The following is a 16,342-nucleotide window of genomic DNA, read 5'->3' on the forward strand; positions in this document are numbered from 1 at the left end:
AATGTCAGAAAGAAAAGTAAAGAACAGATGGTTGATCGCCTTAGGAGCGGTAGGGATTCATATATCTATCGGTTCTGTTTATGCCTGGAGTAACTTTACAGGCCCACTGAGCGAAGAATTTGGCTGGTCAGCAAGTCAAGTTCAGCTGACCTTCAGTATTGCAATTTTATTTTTAGGATTATCTGCAGCCTTTTTAGGATGGTTTGTGGAAAAGTATGGACCGAGGGTCGCCGGAATCACAGCTGCCATCTTTTTCGGGATTGGTGTGGCCGGGTCAGGAATCGCTGTAAGCGCAGGATCATTATGGATGCTGTACATATTTTACGGGGTGCTTGGAGGAATAGGTTTAGGTGTCGGTTATATCGCACCTGTTTCTACTTTAGTAAAATGGTTCCCTGACCGTAGAGGTTTGGCAACAGGGATGGCGATTATGGGCTTCGGGTTTGCAGCCGCTATCGCCAGTCCATTAATGGATTTTCTTATCAATTCAGTTGGAATTGCATCTACCTTTTATATTTTGGGAATCAGTTATTTTGTCGTTATGATTGGTTCGTCCCTTTACATGTCCCGCCCTCCAGAAGGTTGGACACCTAAAGGCTATGATCCAGATAAGGAAACGGATACGGAAAATCAAGATTTAGCAAACTTGCGTGCAAAGGAAGCGTTAAAGACCAAGCGTTTTTATTACCTCTGGACAATGTTATTTATTAATGTCACTTGTGGGATCGCTGTTATTTCTGCAGCTAAACCATTGTTGGAGGAAAGTGTCGGGGTATCGACAGCCACTGCAGCCACTCTCGTGGGTGTGATGGGGGTTTTCAATGGACTCGGAAGAATCGGTTGGGCAAGTGCCTCCGATTATATAGGTCGTGCGAATACTTATATTACTTTCTTTGTTCTGCAGATCGGTTTATTCCTTGTTCTTCCTTGGACAACCGCGACTTGGATTTTTGTTATTGCTTTTTCTATTATTTACACTTGTTATGGTGGCGGCTTTGCTACCATCCCCGCGTTTATCGGGGACTTGTTTGGAACAAAAGAACTTGGTGCCATTCATGGCTATATTTTGACCGCTTGGGCGGCTGCCGGACTTGCTGGTCCTATCTTTGCAGCTTGGATGAAAGATACGACAGGAAGCTATGAGAACAGCCTCATTTTCTTCTCTGGTCTATTCGTCATCGCCTTGGTGGTATCTATTCTGACCAAGGTCGATGAACAGAAAAAGCGAAAAGCATTAATGAACAAAGAGAAAACAGCATAAATTAAAAACGAAACTCGGATGCAGGGACAGCATCCGAGTTTTCGTTTTTGAAACCATCTATTATAAATGAAAAAAAGGACGGATGAACAGAAGGGAAAGTCAGAAAGTTGTACAGAAAACAGTGGTTACAAATGAATGAGATCATCCTTCCTCCATTGTTTTTCCACGGTTCTTATCAATGGAAGACTGAATCATACTCTTAATGGCTTATCTTTTTACAAGGAAGAAGATTGTTGATTGGCTAAGAGGGAGAAGCGGGCGCGCATTCGATTATGAATGATGCTCATGGTTTCATTTATGATTAAAAGGTAAGACTAGTCACAGGTCTAGTTTTTACGTGTGAAAGCAATAGGAACGGTTCATTTTGTTTTTCATAACAGAAGCTTGATTTGCGACCAGAGAGCACTGAGGATTGCATTTCAAGGTTAATCGATAGCGATTAGGGGAAGGGTTGAATTAAGAGTCATTGGCAGTCAGGAGGAATTGTGATGTTGTTTTCAGGAACGAAGCTTTCAGACCTTTCGAAAGCGTCTATTATTATTATTTTGGCGGGCTTCGCATTGGTAGGCGGAGCCGTTTATTTCTTTACTGAGCTTGCGGCAGATGTCCTTGAACAGGAAAAATTCTTTGTGGACGAGACAGCGACAGATGTAGTGAGGTCAATTACTACCCCGTGGATGGATACGTTTTGGGGATGGACGACAGACTTGGGCTCCGTTTTATTCATATCCATAGCCTCTGTAGCATTACTTATCTTTTTATTGTTTTTTTCTCCGTTCAGCCGGTGGGTAGGTATTTATTTTGCCATCGTCATGATCGGCATCAGTGCTTTGACCAAATTGCTGAAGGTTTCCTTCGAACGCCAACGTCCAGAAGTGCTGGCGGAATATGATGGGACGGGTTTCAGCTTCCCGAGTGGACATACAACAGGATCCGTCGTTTTTTACGGCTTTCTCATTTACTTAATCGTAATCAGCCCTTTGAAGAAACCTTGGAAATGGACGGTAAATATAGCGCTTGGAATGTTAATTGCACTTATCGGTCTTTCTAGAGTTTATCTAGGGGTGCACTTTCTTACGGATGTCGTTGGAGGCATGTTATTCGGTCTTGCATGGCTGCTCGTTTGCATAGCGGCACTGGAAATCACGATATGGAATCAGAGAAGGAGACAATCAGGGAGTGTTCAAACCCTTTCAAAAGGGAAAACTGAAAGGAAGCAAGAGAAAGGATGATTCAACCATGTTGTATATACTAGCCATATTTTTACCACCTTTAGCTGTATTGTTTACAGGAAAACCACTAAAGGCTCTATTGAATTTAATTTTAACTTTGATTTTTTATGTTCCAGGAGCGGTCCACGCGGCCGTAGTAGTGAAGGGTCATTACGACAGCAAAAAACGTGGATAAGCAAAAAGCCTGACCGCATGTGTGATGCGGTCAGGCTTTTTCTTTTATACTCCTCGTTTATTCCCCCAGACAAGTGCATGCACTTGTGGGAGAACGCGGACTTTATTCAGCTTGGATGAGGCAACAACTTGATCAATGAGCCATTCGTATTGATCAAGGAGGTGGCTGGCTAATGTTCCTGCTTCGTTTTCTTCCAAATCATCATTTCCGACTTGTAAAAAGAAGGGCACATTGGGATAATGCTCATGGACTTTTTCAGCATAGCTCAAGTCCTCTTTATTAAAAATGACCACTTTTATACTAGTGTTTTGAAGTCGGTCAGCGCCTTCCAAGCGGATTAAGATATCATCGAGAATGTTCCAATCCGTTTTCATCCCGGAGCTGGGTGGTTTAGGAGAGATAGTCAGGTCATCAATTTGAGTGAACCATTCCTGCCAACGGCTGCCCTGTGTCTCAAGGGCCACTTCAATTCCTCTTTCATGAAGAGGGACGATAAGCTCATGTAAATTTTTTAAGAGGGCAGGGTTACCACCTGATATTGTGACATGATCGAATTGCTCTCCACCGGTGTCGATCAGTCGGGTCACAATTTCTTCGGAAGTTAACCGCTCGATGTCATGCTTGGCGCTTCCATCCCATGTAAAAGCGGAATCGCACCACGAACAACTGTAATCACATCCGGCTGTACGGACAAACATCGTTTTTCTCCCGACAACCATTCCCTCGCCTTGGATCGTAGGGCCAAAGATTTCGAGAACGGGGAATTTATTCATCCATCATCCACTCCCGTCTTGCTTCTGCGAAACTTGTCGGTGTTTCGTAAAGTTTTACAAATTCAACACGACACTTATTCGGATCATCTTTCAAAGCTTCTTCCATTTTTTCATAAATCCAAACGACCATATTTTCAGCTGTTGTATTCATGTTCGGCAGTGTATCATTCAAATACCTGTGATCGAGATGGACCTCGATCTGTTCTTTCCAAATTTTCTTGATGTCACCAAAATCGATGACAAGCCCAATGTCATCCACAAAGCCGCTGACGCCAAAAATCACTTTATACGTATGTCCATGGAGATTTTTACATTTTCCTTCATAACAATGCAGGTGGTGAGCAGCGTCAAAAGTGAATTCTTTGCTGACGAGTACTCGCTTTTGGTGGTATTTTAACTCATGATGTTTGATGTCCTGATCCATTTTCTGCAAGTTTTCAACAATCGTAAACCCGTACATTATTTGGTCACCTCTTTTTTAGCGAGGTAAGTATGAAGGCCATTCCTGCGAAGTTCACAAGCCGGGCATTCCCCGCAGCCATCCCCTCGGATACCGTTGTAGCAAGTCAACGTTTTTTCACGGACGTAGTCAAAGGCATCCAAATCATCAGCCATTTCCCATGTTTCTGCTTTGTCCAGCCACATAAGTGGGGTATGAATAACGAATTCATCATCCATCGATAGATTCAGTGTGACATTCAAGGATTTAACAAAGACATCGCGGCAGTCTGGATAACCGCTGAAGTCTGTCTCACAAACCCCTGTAACAATATGTTTCGCGCCGATTTGCCGTGCAAGAATTGTGGCGAAAGACAAGAATAATTGATTCCTTCCCGGTACAAAGGTAGAAGGAAGTTCCCCATCTTCGCCATCTTTCACTTCAATATCATCCCTGGTTAAAGCATTAGGGGCAAGTTGGTTAAGTAAAGACATATCAAGGATATGATGGCGAACCTGCTGATCTTCAGCAATTTCTTTCGCCACTTCAATTTCTTCTTTATGACGTTGGTTGTAATCGAAAGTAACGACCTCAACGGAATCGAACTTCTTCAATGCCCAGAACAAACAAGTCGTACTGTCCTGGCCGCCGCTGAATACAACCACAGCTTTATTATTTTTTTCCATTAAAAAATTCTCCTTTCATCATCGAAAAAGAGAATTCTACACACCCAAAACCATTAAAAAAACCGCACCTAAGGCAAGGTACAGTTCCATCCTTAGTTTTTTATAGAGGGTGTCGCTAGAACCTCTCCTGCCCTGAAGCAGACTTTATTTAATTTACCCTACTCATCTTAACACGAGAATATGCCCCTGGAAACCCTGTACTTTCTTTATGGCAGGATTTCAAAGGTTCGTTGCTGTGTTGAGCGTCAGGGGTGGTCGGGAAGCTACTCGCTTTCCTGTGGGGGAGCGCCGAGCTTCCTCGGACTACGTCCTGCGGGATCTCGCCTATCTCCTTCTCCCACGGGAGTCTCGCAGCTTCCCAACCACCCCATTCGATGCATACGTGAAACGAACCCCTTTCCCGAGGATGAATGTCTTTCACATTTCCTGATTTATAGTTATAAATCGCTCTATAGCAAGCTTTTTCATCCAGAATAGCGGTTATGGAAAATCATATAGCTCTATTTTCCTTATGAGTAAAAACATCTTATCCCGGAAGTGCTTTCGAGACACATATATGGTAGAGGGGCGGAGGGAAATGGGGAGACTCCTACTTTAAGTGTGCAGGCGCCTCGATCAGCGGCGTATGGACTGGACTGAGCTGGCGGAGATAAAGGAAACACGAAGAACGGAGTGATTCGATGTTGACTTATCGTACAGAAGCGAGGGAAGTCTCACTAGCCGCTAGGCGCCGAAACCGGATAACTAAGAGGAAAAAAGTGCTTGGTGAGACCCCGCAGAGCGAAGCTCGAGGAGGCTCACCGCGCTCCCGCGGAAAGCGAGCCATTCCCCGCAGCCTCCATTCACTCAACAAAAGTCTCGAAACTGAGTCTTCCACAATCGGGATCTTTAGTTGAATATAAGGCTATGAAAATGGCAATCTGAAAAAAACTTTTTCTATGAATGTATTTTATGTGTTGACTTCTGCATATGATTTTGTATAATTATAAACAATTCATTATAAAAATACATTCGTGGACGAAGAGAGTACGTATGAAGTTGGTCGACAGCGAGCCGGGGGTGGTGGAAGCCTGGTGACGGATTGATACGGAAACGCACTTCTGAGATGTTCGGTGAATAAAGTAGCCAGAACCGGGAGCCCCCGTTATCAGCTTCGAGTTGGTCTGACATACAGACAATGAGAGTGGCACCGCGGATGATTCAAAATCCGTCTCTTACCCCAGGTAGGAGACGGATTTTTTTATGGACAATAAACGAGGAGGTTATTAATATGACAAAACCAAAAGTAGTATTAGCTTATTCCGGTGGATTGGACACATCGATTTCTGTTAAGTGGATTCAAGAAAAGTATGGGTATGATGTGATCGCTCTAGGATTGGATGTTGGTGAAGGGAAAGACTTGGAAACCATTCGTAAAAAGGCGCTGGATGTAGGAGCGATCAAGGCAATTATGGTAGATGCCAAAGAGATATTGGCTGAAGAATATTTGATGCCGGCTCTTAAAGCAAATGCTCTTTATGAAGGGAAGTATCCATTATCTTCTGCTCTTTCCCGCCCGCTCATCTCTAAACTGCTCGTTGAAGTGGCAGAGCAGGAGGGAGCGGTCGCTGTCGCTCACGGTTGTACAGGAAAGGGAAACGACCAGGTGCGTTTTGAAGTTTCCATACAGGCATTGAATCCTGATCTTGAAGTCATTGCTCCTGTTCGTGAATGGGGAATGACACGTGATGAACAAATCATTTATGCAGAAGAAAAAGGAATCCCGGTTCCTGTCAATCTAGAAAACCCATTCTCTATTGATGCAAACATCTGGGGGCGTGCTTGTGAAGCAGGAGTTCTTGAAGATCCTTGGAAAGAAGCTCCGGAAGCGGCATATGCCTGGACCAATCCGATTGAAGAGACGCCAGATCAGCCGGATACCATTGAGATTGATTTCATAGAAGGAAAGCCAGTCGGATTGAACGGAGAAAAAATGGATCTTGTTCCTTTAATTGAGTACTTGAACGAACTCGGCGGCAAACATGGGGTTGGTAGAATTGATCATACAGAAAATCGTCTTGTAGGAATTAAATCGAGAGAAGTGTATGAAAACCCTGGAGCTATGATTTTGATCAATGCCCATAAAGAACTGGAATTTTTGACACAAACAAGAGAGGTTTCCCAATATAAAGCTAATGTTGATCAGCAGCTTTCCAAAATCATATACGATGGTCTATGGTATTCACCACTACAACCGGCTCTATCTGCATTCATTGATTCGACACAGCAGGTTGTCACAGGAACCGTTAGAGTGAAGTTGTTCAAGGGACACCATACAGTGATTGGTAAGAAATCACCGGTCAGTCTATATAATGAAGAACTTTCCACTTATTCGAAAGAAGATGCGTTTGATCATAATGCAGCTGTCGGATTCATTAAGTTGTGGGGACTGCCGACAAAAGTCCATGCAGACGTTCATAAAGGAGAGAAGTTACTTGACCAAGCGGTGGTGAGCCAGCATGACTAAACTATGGGGCGGCCGGTTTACAAAGCCCACAAATAAATTGGTGGAAGAGTACACCTCTTCCATCACTTTTGATCAAAAGCTGGCATTACAGGATATCGAAGGTAGTATCGCTCATGTGGAAATGCTCGGTGCGTGTGACATTATCGAAATGAGTGAAGTGATGCAAATCAAGGAAGGGCTGCTTACGATCAAAGAGAAGGTGAAAAAAGGGGACGTCACTTTTTCTGTGGAGCACGAAGATATTCACATGAATATAGAAAAACTGCTCATTGATGAGATCGGACCGGTCGGAGGGAAGTTGCATACCGGAAGAAGCCGGAACGATCAAGTGGCGACAGATATGCACCTTTATTTACGTGAAAAAACGAATGGATTGATGGAGCTGGTAGAGGCGGTTCAATCGTCCTTAGTGGAGCAGGCGGAGAAGCATGTGGAAACCATTCTGCCGGGGTACACCCATTTGCAGCGTGCCCAGCCCGTCTCTTTTGGTCACCATTTAATGGCTTACTTTTGGATGTTTGAAAGGGATAAGGAACGTTTGCAGGATAGTTTGAAGCGGATCAACTGGTCTCCGCTTGGGGCTGCGGCTCTTGCAGGAACGCCCTATCCGATTGACAGACAAATGACATCCGATGCTTTAGGGTTCGATCAGCCTTATCCGAATTCATTGGATGCCGTCAGTGATCGTGATTTTATACTTGAGTTCTTATCTATTTCCTCTATTATGATTACACACATTTCACGCTTGTCCGAAGAGATGATTTTATGGGGAAGCCAGGAGTTTCAATTCGTTGAATTGGATGATGCCTTTTGTACAGGTTCAAGCATCATGCCTCAGAAGAAGAACCCTGATGTTCCAGAACTCCTCCGTGGAAAAACGGGAAGAATCTATGGGCATTTGATGGGATTGCTCACCTTACTGAAAGGGCTGCCTCTCGCTTACAACAAAGATATGCAGGAAGACAAAGAGGGGATGTTCGATACGGTTGAGACTCTTGAAGGAGCCTTGTCTTTGTTAGCGCCGATGCTTGCATCGATGCATGTTAAAGGGGATCAAATGAAGAATGCTGTAAATGAAGATTATTCGAATGCCACAGATATAGCGGATTATTTGGCAGTCAAAGGCATGCCGTTCAGAGAAGCGCATGAAGTGATCGGGAAAATTGTTTTGTATTCTATTCAACAAGAAAAATATTTGTTGGATCTGACCCTGGAGGAATACCAGGATTTCTCCCCACTTTTTGAAGCGGATATTTTTGAAAAATTGAATCCGAACCAAGTCGTAGCTGCCCGTAACAGTGAGGGTGGAACAGGATTCGATCAAGTGAATAAACAAATCCAATTGGCAAAAGAACATCTCTCGTAGGAGAGGTGTTCTTTTCTTTGGCCCACCCAGAGGTTCGTCAAGGGTTTGAAAATGAGGAGGGAAGGATAATATAACCATACTACCTTTTATAGAGAGGGATGATCGTATGGCGAAGACCATTCAAGCTTACTTTTCAACAGAAAATGATGCAGAAAGTGCAAAAGCATCGTTGCAATCTTTATCGGTTGATAAGGATACAGTAGAAGCGATTCCTGAGGATACAGATATGACCCCAATTGTCCCTGTGGCAGGTTCAACGAATTCAGGTGGAGGAACGTTTAACTTTACAGAGGTCGTCTCCCCTAAGCATGACCGTGATAGTGCACTATCTGATAAAAAGCATTTGACCCACGTACTTCATTTTTCTGTAAAAGAAGAGGAGTACGATCGGGCCATTCAAGTGATCAAAGATCACAATGGTCATATGGACAAAAAAGATTTCTAACAAAACCCCTGCGGAGACTAAATTCCGCAGGGGTTTTGTTAGAAACTTTCCATTGTGTCTACATGTACAAACTTGCCAAAAAGATCCCCATTGTTTCCTGGTAGATTTCATCAAACTGTTCAAGAGGTAGAGGATTTACTCCAAGCCCAAGTTCTACAGTGAAGCCAGGTTGTCGGAAATCCTGTATAAACCAGTCCTTATAGCCGGAAAAACTATCTACATAACGGATGGGTTTGTAACCGCTGACTCTTTCAAATTCGTTGACAATCGTCATGGAGCGAGGAGGTTCAAGCCCCTCATATCCCCAATAAATTACTTCTCCTTGTGTATGGAAAGCAAGCATCTTTTCGAAATTACGGGCACCGGCAAGCTCAGCCATTGCAACCGTCTCAGGCTCCGTCAATGGTTGATAGCCAGGGAAATCTCTTGGCGCAGGGGAGGTTGGTTTTCTTGCTGCATCCACTTCCCATTTGGCAGGGTATTGGTTATTCAAATCCACTCCGCGAATATTTGCTTTCCAGCCAGAGAAATCAGTGTTCCCGTCATTGATAGTTAGTGCCAACTCCCCAAATTCCCCTTCAGGCGGTCCGTTCAAAACGAGGTCTACACCATCAGGGTCGACCATGGGAACAATGGAGAGTGTCACTTCATTGTAAAAAGGGTCGATTTCCAGCCCTCGAATGGTCTCTTTATTTGTTAAGGCCAGCAAGTAGTCATTAAGAAATTGCATGATCACTGCTGTGGTAATCCATTCATTTGCATGAAACGAGCCGTTCCAATGCACAACTTTCGGACCACGGCCGATTTGAAGTTCAACAAGATCTTTTCCCATCACACTACTTCCAATCGTCTCTCTTCTAACAAACGGGTAGAGTTCGTAAAGTTCATTCAAATCAGTTGTGAGCACGTTGAAATCATAAGGACGGTTTCCATCTACAACTCTATAGGTTACTTGAACGGGAAGGAATAAAACCTGACCGATTTGAAGCATTCTAGGATTGACGGAAGGGTTTAATAAAGCAATCGCATCTAATGAAATACGACGCTCGCTGGCGATTTTCCAAAAAGTATCTCCGGATTGTATCCGATATTGACTCGTTTCATAGCCGGGGATACGAATGGTTTGTCCAATCTGAAGTGAAGATGGGTCCGCTTGTGGATTAGAATCTATGATTAAATCCAACGGTACGTTAAAAAGATTCGAATAGTACCATAACGTGTCCCCACTTCTTACTTTAACGTCCATAAGAGCCCCTCCTTTTTTACAGTCCTTTTTATAACTATATGGAAAATAGCTCAATTAATGAACGAACATCTCGCCTTCAATTTTCTACAATCCCAACATAACGATCTTTTTTCAGGTACAATAAAGGAATGGTCTTCTTCAACTAACTGGCAGGATTGTGGAAGACTCAGTTTCGAGATGTTTTGGGGTTCGTTGCTGAGTTGCGCGTCAGGGGTGGCTGGGAAGCAACTCGCTTTCCTGTGGGGGAGCGCCGAGCTTCCTCGGGCTACCGCCCTGCGGGATCTCGCCTGTCTCCTTCTCCCACGGGAGTCTCGCAGCTTCCCAACCACCCCATTCCATGAAGATGAGAAACGAACCCCTTTACTGTGTGAGGGTGCCTTCCACTATCCTGTTGTTATAAGCATAAAGCGCTCTATAACAAGCTTTTCGTATGCAGAATAGCGTCCTTAGGAGTTCATTCCCTTCCAATTACCATGGGCATAAAAGCGGCTTATTCCGGAAGTGGTTTCGAGATACTTATATGGCAAAGGGCGGAGGGGAATGGCGAGACTCCTATCTTAAGTGTGGAGGCGCCTCGATCAGCGGCGTATGGACTGGACTGAGCTGGCGGAGATAAAGGAAACACGAAGAACGTAGGGATTCGATGTTGACTTATCGTACAGAAGCGAGGGAAGTCTCACTAGCAGCTAGGCGCCGGAACCGGATACCTAAGAGGAAAAAAGTGCTTGGTGAGACCCCACAGGACGTAGTCCGAGGAGGCTCACCGCGCTCCCGCGGAAAGCGAGCTATTCCCCGCAGCCCCCATCCACTCAACAAAAGTCTCGAAACTGAGTCTTCCACAATCGGGAGCTTATGTGGGATGAATGACGGAATTAATTTTATAGAAAGTAGTGAATAATAGATGAAACCATTTGAAAAATTAGGAATATCGAAAGAGTTGACTGAAAAGCTGCAGAAGCAGGGGATTGCTTCTCCGACTCCTGTACAGGAACGTGCGATTCCACCTCTAATGGATGGAAAAGACATCATTGCCCAAGCACAGACCGGGACAGGGAAGACGTTCGCATTTGTTTTGCCTATTTTAGAAAAGGTAGACCCGTCCTTGGGAACTGTTCAAGCTTTAATCATCACCCCGACAAGAGAATTAGCTTTGCAGATCACTCATGAAGTGAACAAGCTGAAAAATGATGAAACTCATGTCCTTGCGGTGTATGGTGGGCAGGATGTAGCTAAACAAGCGAACAAATTGAATGGAAAAGCCCATATTGTCATCGCGACTCCAGGTCGTTTGTTGGATCATTTAAGACGAGAAACTGTCGAACTGACCAATATTCAGCAGCTTGTCATTGATGAAGCCGATCAAATGTTGGAAGCAGGATTTCTTCCTGATGTGCAAGAGATTATTGGACAGTGTGGAGCAGAAAGGCAAACGATGTTATTTTCAGCGACAATCACTTCACAAGTCCATTCCTTAGCAAAAAAAATCACGCATGATCCAGAGCGTATTGAAGTGAAAGAAGAGAAAGTGACGGTCTCTAACATCAAACAACTGTTATATGAAACGACCGATCGAGCTAAACAAGATGCTCTTATTCAAATCATGAGTGAACACCGACCATTTCTTGCGGTCATTTTCTGTAGAACGAAACGCAGAGCGAAAAAGTTGAATGACGCCTTGACCGCCAAAGGATATGAATCCGATGAGCTGCACGGTGACCTTTCTCAAGCCAAAAGGGAGAAAGTCATGCAGCGTTTCCGTGATGCTAAAATTCAGTACCTTGTAGCTACAGACGTAGCGGCTAGAGGCCTGGATGTAGAAGGAATCACCCATGTGTTCAACTATGATATTCCACAAGACCCTGAAAGTTATATTCACAGGATCGGCAGAACAGGAAGAGCAGGAGGCAAAGGGTTGGCGATTACTTTTGCTGCGCCTAAAGATAAGACTGCTCTTAAACAAATTGAACAGCATATCAAACAAAAGTTAGAAAGAAGGTCTATGGAGCATCTTTCCCCTGGAAAAAGAGAAAAAGAGGAAGAAAAAACTTCCCGACATAAAAAACGAAGAAGATAAGCAAAAACCAGAGTCCCTTCTAGACTCTGGTTTTTGCTTTTTTCATTAAAAAAAATTACTGATAAAAAACAATAACATTGAGGGGAGTTATGAAATATGATACATTATAAACATAATTCCGAGTTAACGCATTGGAATTATAAATAATGAGGAGAGATGAAATTTATGGGGATGGAATTCGTCGACCTATTCAACCAATGGGCGAGTTCATATGACGATACAGTGGCTGGTAAAGATCCGGAATATCGTGAAGTGTTTGAAGGGTACGATGAAATGTTGGCGCGCTTAGCGGAGCTTTCCGTATCCCCGGTTATGGAATTCGGAGTGGGTACAGCAAATTTGACGAGAAAGGTCATCGATCAGAACAAGGTCGTGCTTGGCATTGAGCCTTCCTCTGAAATGCGAAGAATCGCTAAAGTCAAGTGCCCGGAAGCAGCTATTTATGATGGCAACTTTCTGGATTACCCTAAACTCTTAACACCCATCCGGTCCATTATCAGTTCATTCGCTTTTCATCATTTGACGACCAGTGAGAAAGTCGAAGCCATTCAGAGCTTTCGAAATCGTCTTGAAAATGATGGGAAAGTAGTTTTTATAGACACCATCTTTAAGAACGAAGAACATAAACAACAGTTAATTATATCCGCAGAAAAACAAGGATTTTTAAATTTAGCGCAGGATTTGCAGGAAGAATACTACCCATTTCTAGAAGAACTAAGAGAGATGTTTGTCCTCAACGGGTTTGAGGTGAATTTTGAACAACTGAACAAATACGCCTGGCTCATTCAGGCTGAAAAAGGAGAAGGATGATCACATGCCAAAAATGAATGTTGAAAGCTTTAATCTTGACCACACGAAAGTTAGTGCCCCTTACGTACGTCTAGTAGGAGTGACAGAAGGAGAAAACGGAGATAAAATCTACAAATATGATCTTCGTATCAAGCAGCCGAACCAGGAACATATGGAAATGCCAGCCCTTCATTCTCTCGAGCATTTGATGGCAGAAAACAGCCGGAATCACCATGATCGCATTGTCGATATTGGACCGATGGGCTGCCAAACAGGCTTCTATATTGCCATCCTGAATGACGACAGCTATGATAACGTGCTTGATGTAATCGAGAAGACTCTTCAGGATGTTTTGGAAGCGGACGAAGTTCCTGCCTGCAATGAAGTGCAGTGCGGATTTGCTGCGAGTCACAGCCTTGAAGGAGCACAGAAGCTTGCGAAAGAATTACTGGAAAAACGCGATGAATGGACGGAAGTTTTTCAATAATAACGGGAGATGAGGATGCGATGGGTTACGTGAAGAATATACAATCATTAATTGGTCAGACACCTATGATCGAACTCACTCATTCCGAAATCCCGAATCAAGCTAGAATTTTTGCTAAGCTTGAATTCATGAACCCAGGCGGAAGCATCAAAGACCGTCTGGGTTTAAAACTGATTGAGGATGCGGTAGAACGTGGATTGTTGAAGGCTGGGGGAACGATCATTGAACCCACGGCAGGAAATACAGGAATTGGCCTTGCACTTGCTACGATTGGAAAAGAAATCACCGTCATTTTTGTGACACCAGAGAAGTTCAGTCAAGAGAAACAAACTTTGATGAGAGCCTTAGGAGCTCAAGTCGTAAACACGCCTACTGAAAAAGGGATGAAGGGCGCTATAGAGAAAGCCGAACAATTGTGCAAGGAAATTCCTTCTTCATTCAGCCCTCAGCAGTTTCATAATCAAGCGAATCCAGATGCTTATTATGATACCCTCGGACCGGAAATTTTTAATGATATGAATGGAGATGTTGATGTTTTCGTCGCTGGTGCTGGTACTGGTGGTACATTTATGGGGACTTCCCGTTATTTAAAAGAGCGAATGGAACATGTTAAAACTGTGATCGTTGAACCAGAAGGCTCCATTTTAAATGGGGGAGAACCTGGACCGCACCGTACAGAGGGAATAGGAATGGAGTTTCTGCCTTTTTATATGAATCCCGATTATTTTGATGCGATTCATACCATTTCAGATGAAATAGCTTTCCGCCGTGTAAAAGAACTGGCTTTAAATGAAGGTTTGCTCGTAGCCAGTTCATCTGGAGCAGCCTTTGAAGCTGCATGGAGAGAAGCTGAAAAGGCGAAGCCAGGAGCAAGAATCGTAACCATCTTTCCGGACAGTAGCGAACGATATTTAAGCCAAGGCATATATGAGGAGTGATGACATGAGGAAAAAAACACAGCTCATCCACGGGGGAATTACAGGGGATGAAAAGACCGGAGCTGTCAGCGTTCCTATCTATCAGGTGAGTACCTACAAACAAGATGGAGTCGGTCAACATCGTGGATATGAATACTCTCGAACGGGAAATCCGACACGTTTTGCATTGGAAGAACTGATCAAGGATTTAGAAGGCGGCCACAAAGGTTTCGCTTTTGGTTCAGGTATGGCTGCCATCACAGCTGTGCTTATGACTTTTAATCATGGAGATCATGTGATTTTTACAGATGATGTGTACGGGGGCACGTACCGTCTTGTATCCAAAGTCATCCAGCGTTTTGGATTAGAAGCAAGCTTTATTGATACAAGTGACGTAGATAATATCAAGTCAGCGATCACGGATCGTACAAAAGCCATCTATGTGGAAACACCAACAAATCCGTTGCTTAAAGTGACGGACTTAGAAAAAGTGTCCGCTTTGGCGAATGAACAAGACTTGACGTTTATCGTCGATAATACCTTCAGCACCCCATACTGGCAAAATCCCATTGAGTTTGGAGCTGACATTGTCTTGCATAGTGCAACCAAATATCTAGGAGGGCACAGCGATGTCGTTGCTGGGCTTGTCGTAGTGAACAATGAGCAGCTTGCAGAAGATGTCCATTTTGTACTGAATTCTACTGGCGGTGTTTTAGGTCCCCAGGACTCATGGCTTCTTATGAGAGGAATCAAAACCCTCGGGATCCGCATGGAAGAAATTGAAGAAAACACAAGACAATTCGTCGAGTTTCTACAAGAACTTCCAGAAGTGACAGATATCTATTATCCAGGCCTCGACCATCATAAAGGAAGCGGCGTTCACCAAAAACAAGCGCGCGGGAACGGCGGTATGATCAGCTTTGATGTCGGCAGTGGAGAAAAAGCCGATCAAGTTCTCCGCAACGTAAAATATTTCACATTGGCAGAAAGCCTTGGAGCCGTCGAAAGTCTTATCTCAGTCCCTGCGATGATGACTCACGCCTCTATTCCAAAAGAGCGACGTGCAGAACTCGGCATTACAGATGGTCTCGTCCGCGTATCCATCGGCCTTGAAGATATCGAGGATCTGAAGGAAGATTTTTTACAAGCATTAAGAAAGTAGTAGGAAAAGGAGCACTTCTGTAAAGCGGCGCTCCTTTTTGTATAGCTCCTGATCACCTGAGCCACACTAAAAAGGATAATCGATCAGGAGTGAAGATGACATGGATTACACACATTATAAAAAACAATTGGAAGATCGTAAAAGAGAAATCGAACAACGTTTGATTGACAATAATCACTTTGGCTTAGATAGAGGTTTCGCAAGTGATATGGCATCAGGGGAATTGTCACAATATGACAATCACCCAGCTGATTCAGGCACTGAACTTTATGAGCGTGAAAAAGATATGGCCTTGCTTGGGCATTTGGAAGAAGAATTATCAGATATTCAATACTCATTAAAACAAATTCAACAGGGTACCTATGGAATTTGTGAAGAAACAGGAAGACAAATTCCGAAGGAAAGGTTAGCGGCGATTCCGACTGCACGGACCATTGCGAAAGCTTCGTCGAATCAAGATATATCAGGAGATCGACCTGTGGAAGAAGATGTGATTACAGATTTAGAAAATAACTATGGTCGTAACGCTGATGATCCGGAGTATAATGAACAAAATGCTTATGAACAAGTAGCTTCTTTTAATCAGAGCAGCATGACTTATGACGATTCATCTTTAATGGATAATCAAGATGGTGTGGGGTATGTAGAAGAATTCGAGCCTTTTGTATCTACAGATATGAATGGTTATACAGGCCCTGATGGGGTAAGCTTTCAGCGTAATGAGCATTATGATAAATACATGGATAGTCAGGATGAAGCAGAAGATAAGTACTAACTAAAACGC

16 protein-coding genes and 1 other annotated feature are annotated in these 16,342 nt (G+C 43.7%); of the genes, 12 read left to right on the forward strand and 4 right to left on the reverse strand.

Translation table 11 applies throughout. The features are described from left to right. The first annotated feature begins 1 nt into the window (after position 1). From ACJA3J_RS04855 to ACJA3J_RS04865, 3 genes are all read left to right on the forward strand, one after another. Positions 2 to 1,261: an OFA family MFS transporter gene (locus tag ACJA3J_RS04855; protein ID WP_115893329.1), complete on the forward strand. Its 1,260-nt coding sequence runs from the start codon at positions 2 to 4 to the stop codon at positions 1,259 to 1,261. A gap of 488 nt (positions 1,262 to 1,749) precedes the next feature. Next, the gene (locus ACJA3J_RS04860; protein WP_115893330.1) at positions 1,750 to 2,493 is read left to right on the forward strand and encodes a phosphatase PAP2 family protein; all 744 of its coding nucleotides are present in this window, start codon (positions 1,750 to 1,752) and stop codon (positions 2,491 to 2,493) included. A 7-nt stretch (positions 2,494 to 2,500) separates the two neighbouring features. Beyond that, positions 2,501 to 2,668 (forward strand): YqaE/Pmp3 family membrane protein, encoded by a 168-nt coding sequence (locus ACJA3J_RS04865; RefSeq protein WP_089653864.1) that lies wholly within the window; start codon positions 2,501 to 2,503, stop codon positions 2,666 to 2,668. A gap of 44 nt (positions 2,669 to 2,712) precedes the next feature. On the opposite strand, the gene queE is transcribed toward ACJA3J_RS04865, so the two are convergent. Genes queE through queC form a run of 3 tightly spaced genes read right to left on the reverse strand, consistent with a single transcriptional unit; the run spans position 2,713 to position 4,566 of the window. Then, positions 2,713 to 3,441: a 7-carboxy-7-deazaguanine synthase QueE gene (gene queE, locus ACJA3J_RS04870; protein ID WP_115893331.1), complete on the reverse strand. Its 729-nt coding sequence runs from the start codon at positions 3,439 to 3,441 to the stop codon at positions 2,713 to 2,715. Continuing rightward, complete coding sequence (gene queD, locus ACJA3J_RS04875; RefSeq protein ID WP_406945676.1) at positions 3,434 to 3,901, reverse strand: 6-carboxytetrahydropterin synthase QueD; 468 nt, start codon at positions 3,899 to 3,901, stop codon at positions 3,434 to 3,436. The genes queE and queD overlap by 8 nt, the downstream gene beginning before the upstream one ends. Further along, complete coding sequence (queC, locus tag ACJA3J_RS04880; protein ID WP_115893333.1) at positions 3,901 to 4,566, reverse strand: 7-cyano-7-deazaguanine synthase QueC; 666 nt, start codon at positions 4,564 to 4,566, stop codon at positions 3,901 to 3,903. Before queC ends, queD begins: the two co-directional genes overlap by 1 nt. A gap of 1,005 nt (positions 4,567 to 5,571) precedes the next feature. Further along, positions 5,572 to 5,784, forward strand: a binding site (T-box leader). A gap of 52 nt (positions 5,785 to 5,836) precedes the next feature. Between queC and ACJA3J_RS04885 the strand changes: the two genes are divergently transcribed. The 3 genes from ACJA3J_RS04885 (at position 5,837) to ACJA3J_RS04895 (ending at position 8,883) form a co-directional block, all read left to right on the forward strand. Beyond that, positions 5,837 to 7,072, forward strand: a complete 1,236-nt coding sequence (locus ACJA3J_RS04885; RefSeq protein ID WP_115894696.1) for an argininosuccinate synthase — start codon at positions 5,837 to 5,839, stop codon at positions 7,070 to 7,072. Further along, positions 7,065 to 8,438: an argininosuccinate lyase gene (gene argH / locus ACJA3J_RS04890; RefSeq protein ID WP_115894697.1), complete on the forward strand. Its 1,374-nt coding sequence runs from the start codon at positions 7,065 to 7,067 to the stop codon at positions 8,436 to 8,438. The genes ACJA3J_RS04885 and argH overlap by 8 nt, the downstream gene beginning before the upstream one ends. A gap of 106 nt (positions 8,439 to 8,544) precedes the next feature. Continuing rightward, positions 8,545 to 8,883 (forward strand): hypothetical protein, encoded by a 339-nt coding sequence (locus ACJA3J_RS04895; RefSeq protein ID WP_406945677.1) that lies wholly within the window; start codon positions 8,545 to 8,547, stop codon positions 8,881 to 8,883. 58 nt (positions 8,884 to 8,941) lie between these two features. On the opposite strand, the gene ACJA3J_RS04900 is transcribed toward ACJA3J_RS04895, so the two are convergent. Continuing rightward, a complete protein-coding gene (locus ACJA3J_RS04900; protein ID WP_406945678.1) occupies positions 8,942 to 10,129 on the reverse strand; it encodes a M14 family metallopeptidase in 1,188 nt (395 codons plus the stop codon). A 901-nt stretch (positions 10,130 to 11,030) separates the two neighbouring features. Between ACJA3J_RS04900 and ACJA3J_RS04905 the strand changes: the two genes are divergently transcribed. The 6 genes from ACJA3J_RS04905 to ACJA3J_RS04930 all read left to right on the forward strand — a co-directional run bounded on the left by ACJA3J_RS04905 (position 11,031) and on the right by ACJA3J_RS04930 (position 16,333). Further along, positions 11,031 to 12,203 (forward strand): DEAD/DEAH box helicase, encoded by a 1,173-nt coding sequence (locus ACJA3J_RS04905; RefSeq protein WP_115894699.1) that lies wholly within the window; start codon positions 11,031 to 11,033, stop codon positions 12,201 to 12,203. Between the two features lie 165 nt (positions 12,204 to 12,368). After that, complete coding sequence (locus tag ACJA3J_RS04910; RefSeq protein WP_089653845.1) at positions 12,369 to 13,013, forward strand: class I SAM-dependent methyltransferase; 645 nt, start codon at positions 12,369 to 12,371, stop codon at positions 13,011 to 13,013. 4 nt (positions 13,014 to 13,017) lie between these two features. Beyond that, complete coding sequence (locus tag ACJA3J_RS04915) at positions 13,018 to 13,479, forward strand: S-ribosylhomocysteine lyase (RefSeq protein WP_089653843.1); 462 nt, start codon at positions 13,018 to 13,020, stop codon at positions 13,477 to 13,479. 20 nt (positions 13,480 to 13,499) lie between these two features. Next, positions 13,500 to 14,417 (forward strand): PLP-dependent cysteine synthase family protein, encoded by a 918-nt coding sequence (locus tag ACJA3J_RS04920; RefSeq protein WP_406945679.1) that lies wholly within the window; start codon positions 13,500 to 13,502, stop codon positions 14,415 to 14,417. Positions 14,418 to 14,421: 4 nt separating this feature from the next. Further along, positions 14,422 to 15,558 carry a bifunctional cystathionine gamma-lyase/homocysteine desulfhydrase gene (locus ACJA3J_RS04925; RefSeq protein ID WP_089653839.1) on the forward strand — a complete coding sequence of 379 codons (1,137 nt, stop codon included), beginning with the start codon at positions 14,422 to 14,424 and terminating at the stop codon, positions 15,556 to 15,558. Between the two features lie 100 nt (positions 15,559 to 15,658). Beyond that, positions 15,659 to 16,333: a TraR/DksA C4-type zinc finger protein gene (locus tag ACJA3J_RS04930; RefSeq protein ID WP_089653837.1), complete on the forward strand. Its 675-nt coding sequence runs from the start codon at positions 15,659 to 15,661 to the stop codon at positions 16,331 to 16,333. Positions 16,334 to 16,342 lie beyond the last annotated feature (9 nt).

This window comes from Halobacillus sp. SY10, from assembly GCF_045401165.1.
Classification (GTDB): Bacteria; Bacillota; Bacilli; order Bacillales; family Halobacillaceae; genus Halobacillus; species Halobacillus aidingensis.

What these genes read in the sequence shown, in the direction of transcription:
- ACJA3J_RS04855 (WP_115893329.1), top strand. Translation starts at nt 2, where the DNA reads ATGTCAGAAAGAAAAGTAAAGAACAGATGGTTGATCGCCTTAGGAGCG.
- ACJA3J_RS04860 (WP_115893330.1), top strand. Translation starts at nt 1,750, where the DNA reads ATGTTGTTTTCAGGAACGAAGCTTTCAGACCTTTCGAAAGCGTCTATT.
- ACJA3J_RS04865 (WP_089653864.1), top strand. Translation starts at nt 2,501, where the DNA reads ATGTTGTATATACTAGCCATATTTTTACCACCTTTAGCTGTATTGTTT.
- queE (WP_115893331.1), bottom strand. Translation starts at nt 3,441, where the DNA reads ATGAATAAATTCCCCGTTCTCGAAATCTTTGGCCCTACGATCCAAGGC.
- queD (WP_406945676.1), bottom strand. Translation starts at nt 3,901, where the DNA reads ATGTACGGGTTTACGATTGTTGAAAACTTGCAGAAAATGGATCAGGAC.
- queC (WP_115893333.1), bottom strand. Translation starts at nt 4,566, where the DNA reads ATGGAAAAAAATAATAAAGCTGTGGTTGTATTCAGCGGCGGCCAGGAC.
- ACJA3J_RS04885 (WP_115894696.1), top strand. Translation starts at nt 5,837, where the DNA reads ATGACAAAACCAAAAGTAGTATTAGCTTATTCCGGTGGATTGGACACA.
- argH (WP_115894697.1), top strand. Translation starts at nt 7,065, where the DNA reads ATGACTAAACTATGGGGCGGCCGGTTTACAAAGCCCACAAATAAATTG.
- ACJA3J_RS04895 (WP_406945677.1), top strand. Translation starts at nt 8,545, where the DNA reads ATGGCGAAGACCATTCAAGCTTACTTTTCAACAGAAAATGATGCAGAA.
- ACJA3J_RS04900 (WP_406945678.1), bottom strand. Translation starts at nt 10,129, where the DNA reads ATGGACGTTAAAGTAAGAAGTGGGGACACGTTATGGTACTATTCGAAT.
- ACJA3J_RS04905 (WP_115894699.1), top strand. Translation starts at nt 11,031, where the DNA reads ATGAAACCATTTGAAAAATTAGGAATATCGAAAGAGTTGACTGAAAAG.
- ACJA3J_RS04910 (WP_089653845.1), top strand. Translation starts at nt 12,369, where the DNA reads ATGGGGATGGAATTCGTCGACCTATTCAACCAATGGGCGAGTTCATAT.
- ACJA3J_RS04915 (WP_089653843.1), top strand. Translation starts at nt 13,018, where the DNA reads ATGCCAAAAATGAATGTTGAAAGCTTTAATCTTGACCACACGAAAGTT.
- ACJA3J_RS04920 (WP_406945679.1), top strand. Translation starts at nt 13,500, where the DNA reads ATGGGTTACGTGAAGAATATACAATCATTAATTGGTCAGACACCTATG.
- ACJA3J_RS04925 (WP_089653839.1), top strand. Translation starts at nt 14,422, where the DNA reads ATGAGGAAAAAAACACAGCTCATCCACGGGGGAATTACAGGGGATGAA.
- ACJA3J_RS04930 (WP_089653837.1), top strand. Translation starts at nt 15,659, where the DNA reads ATGGATTACACACATTATAAAAAACAATTGGAAGATCGTAAAAGAGAA.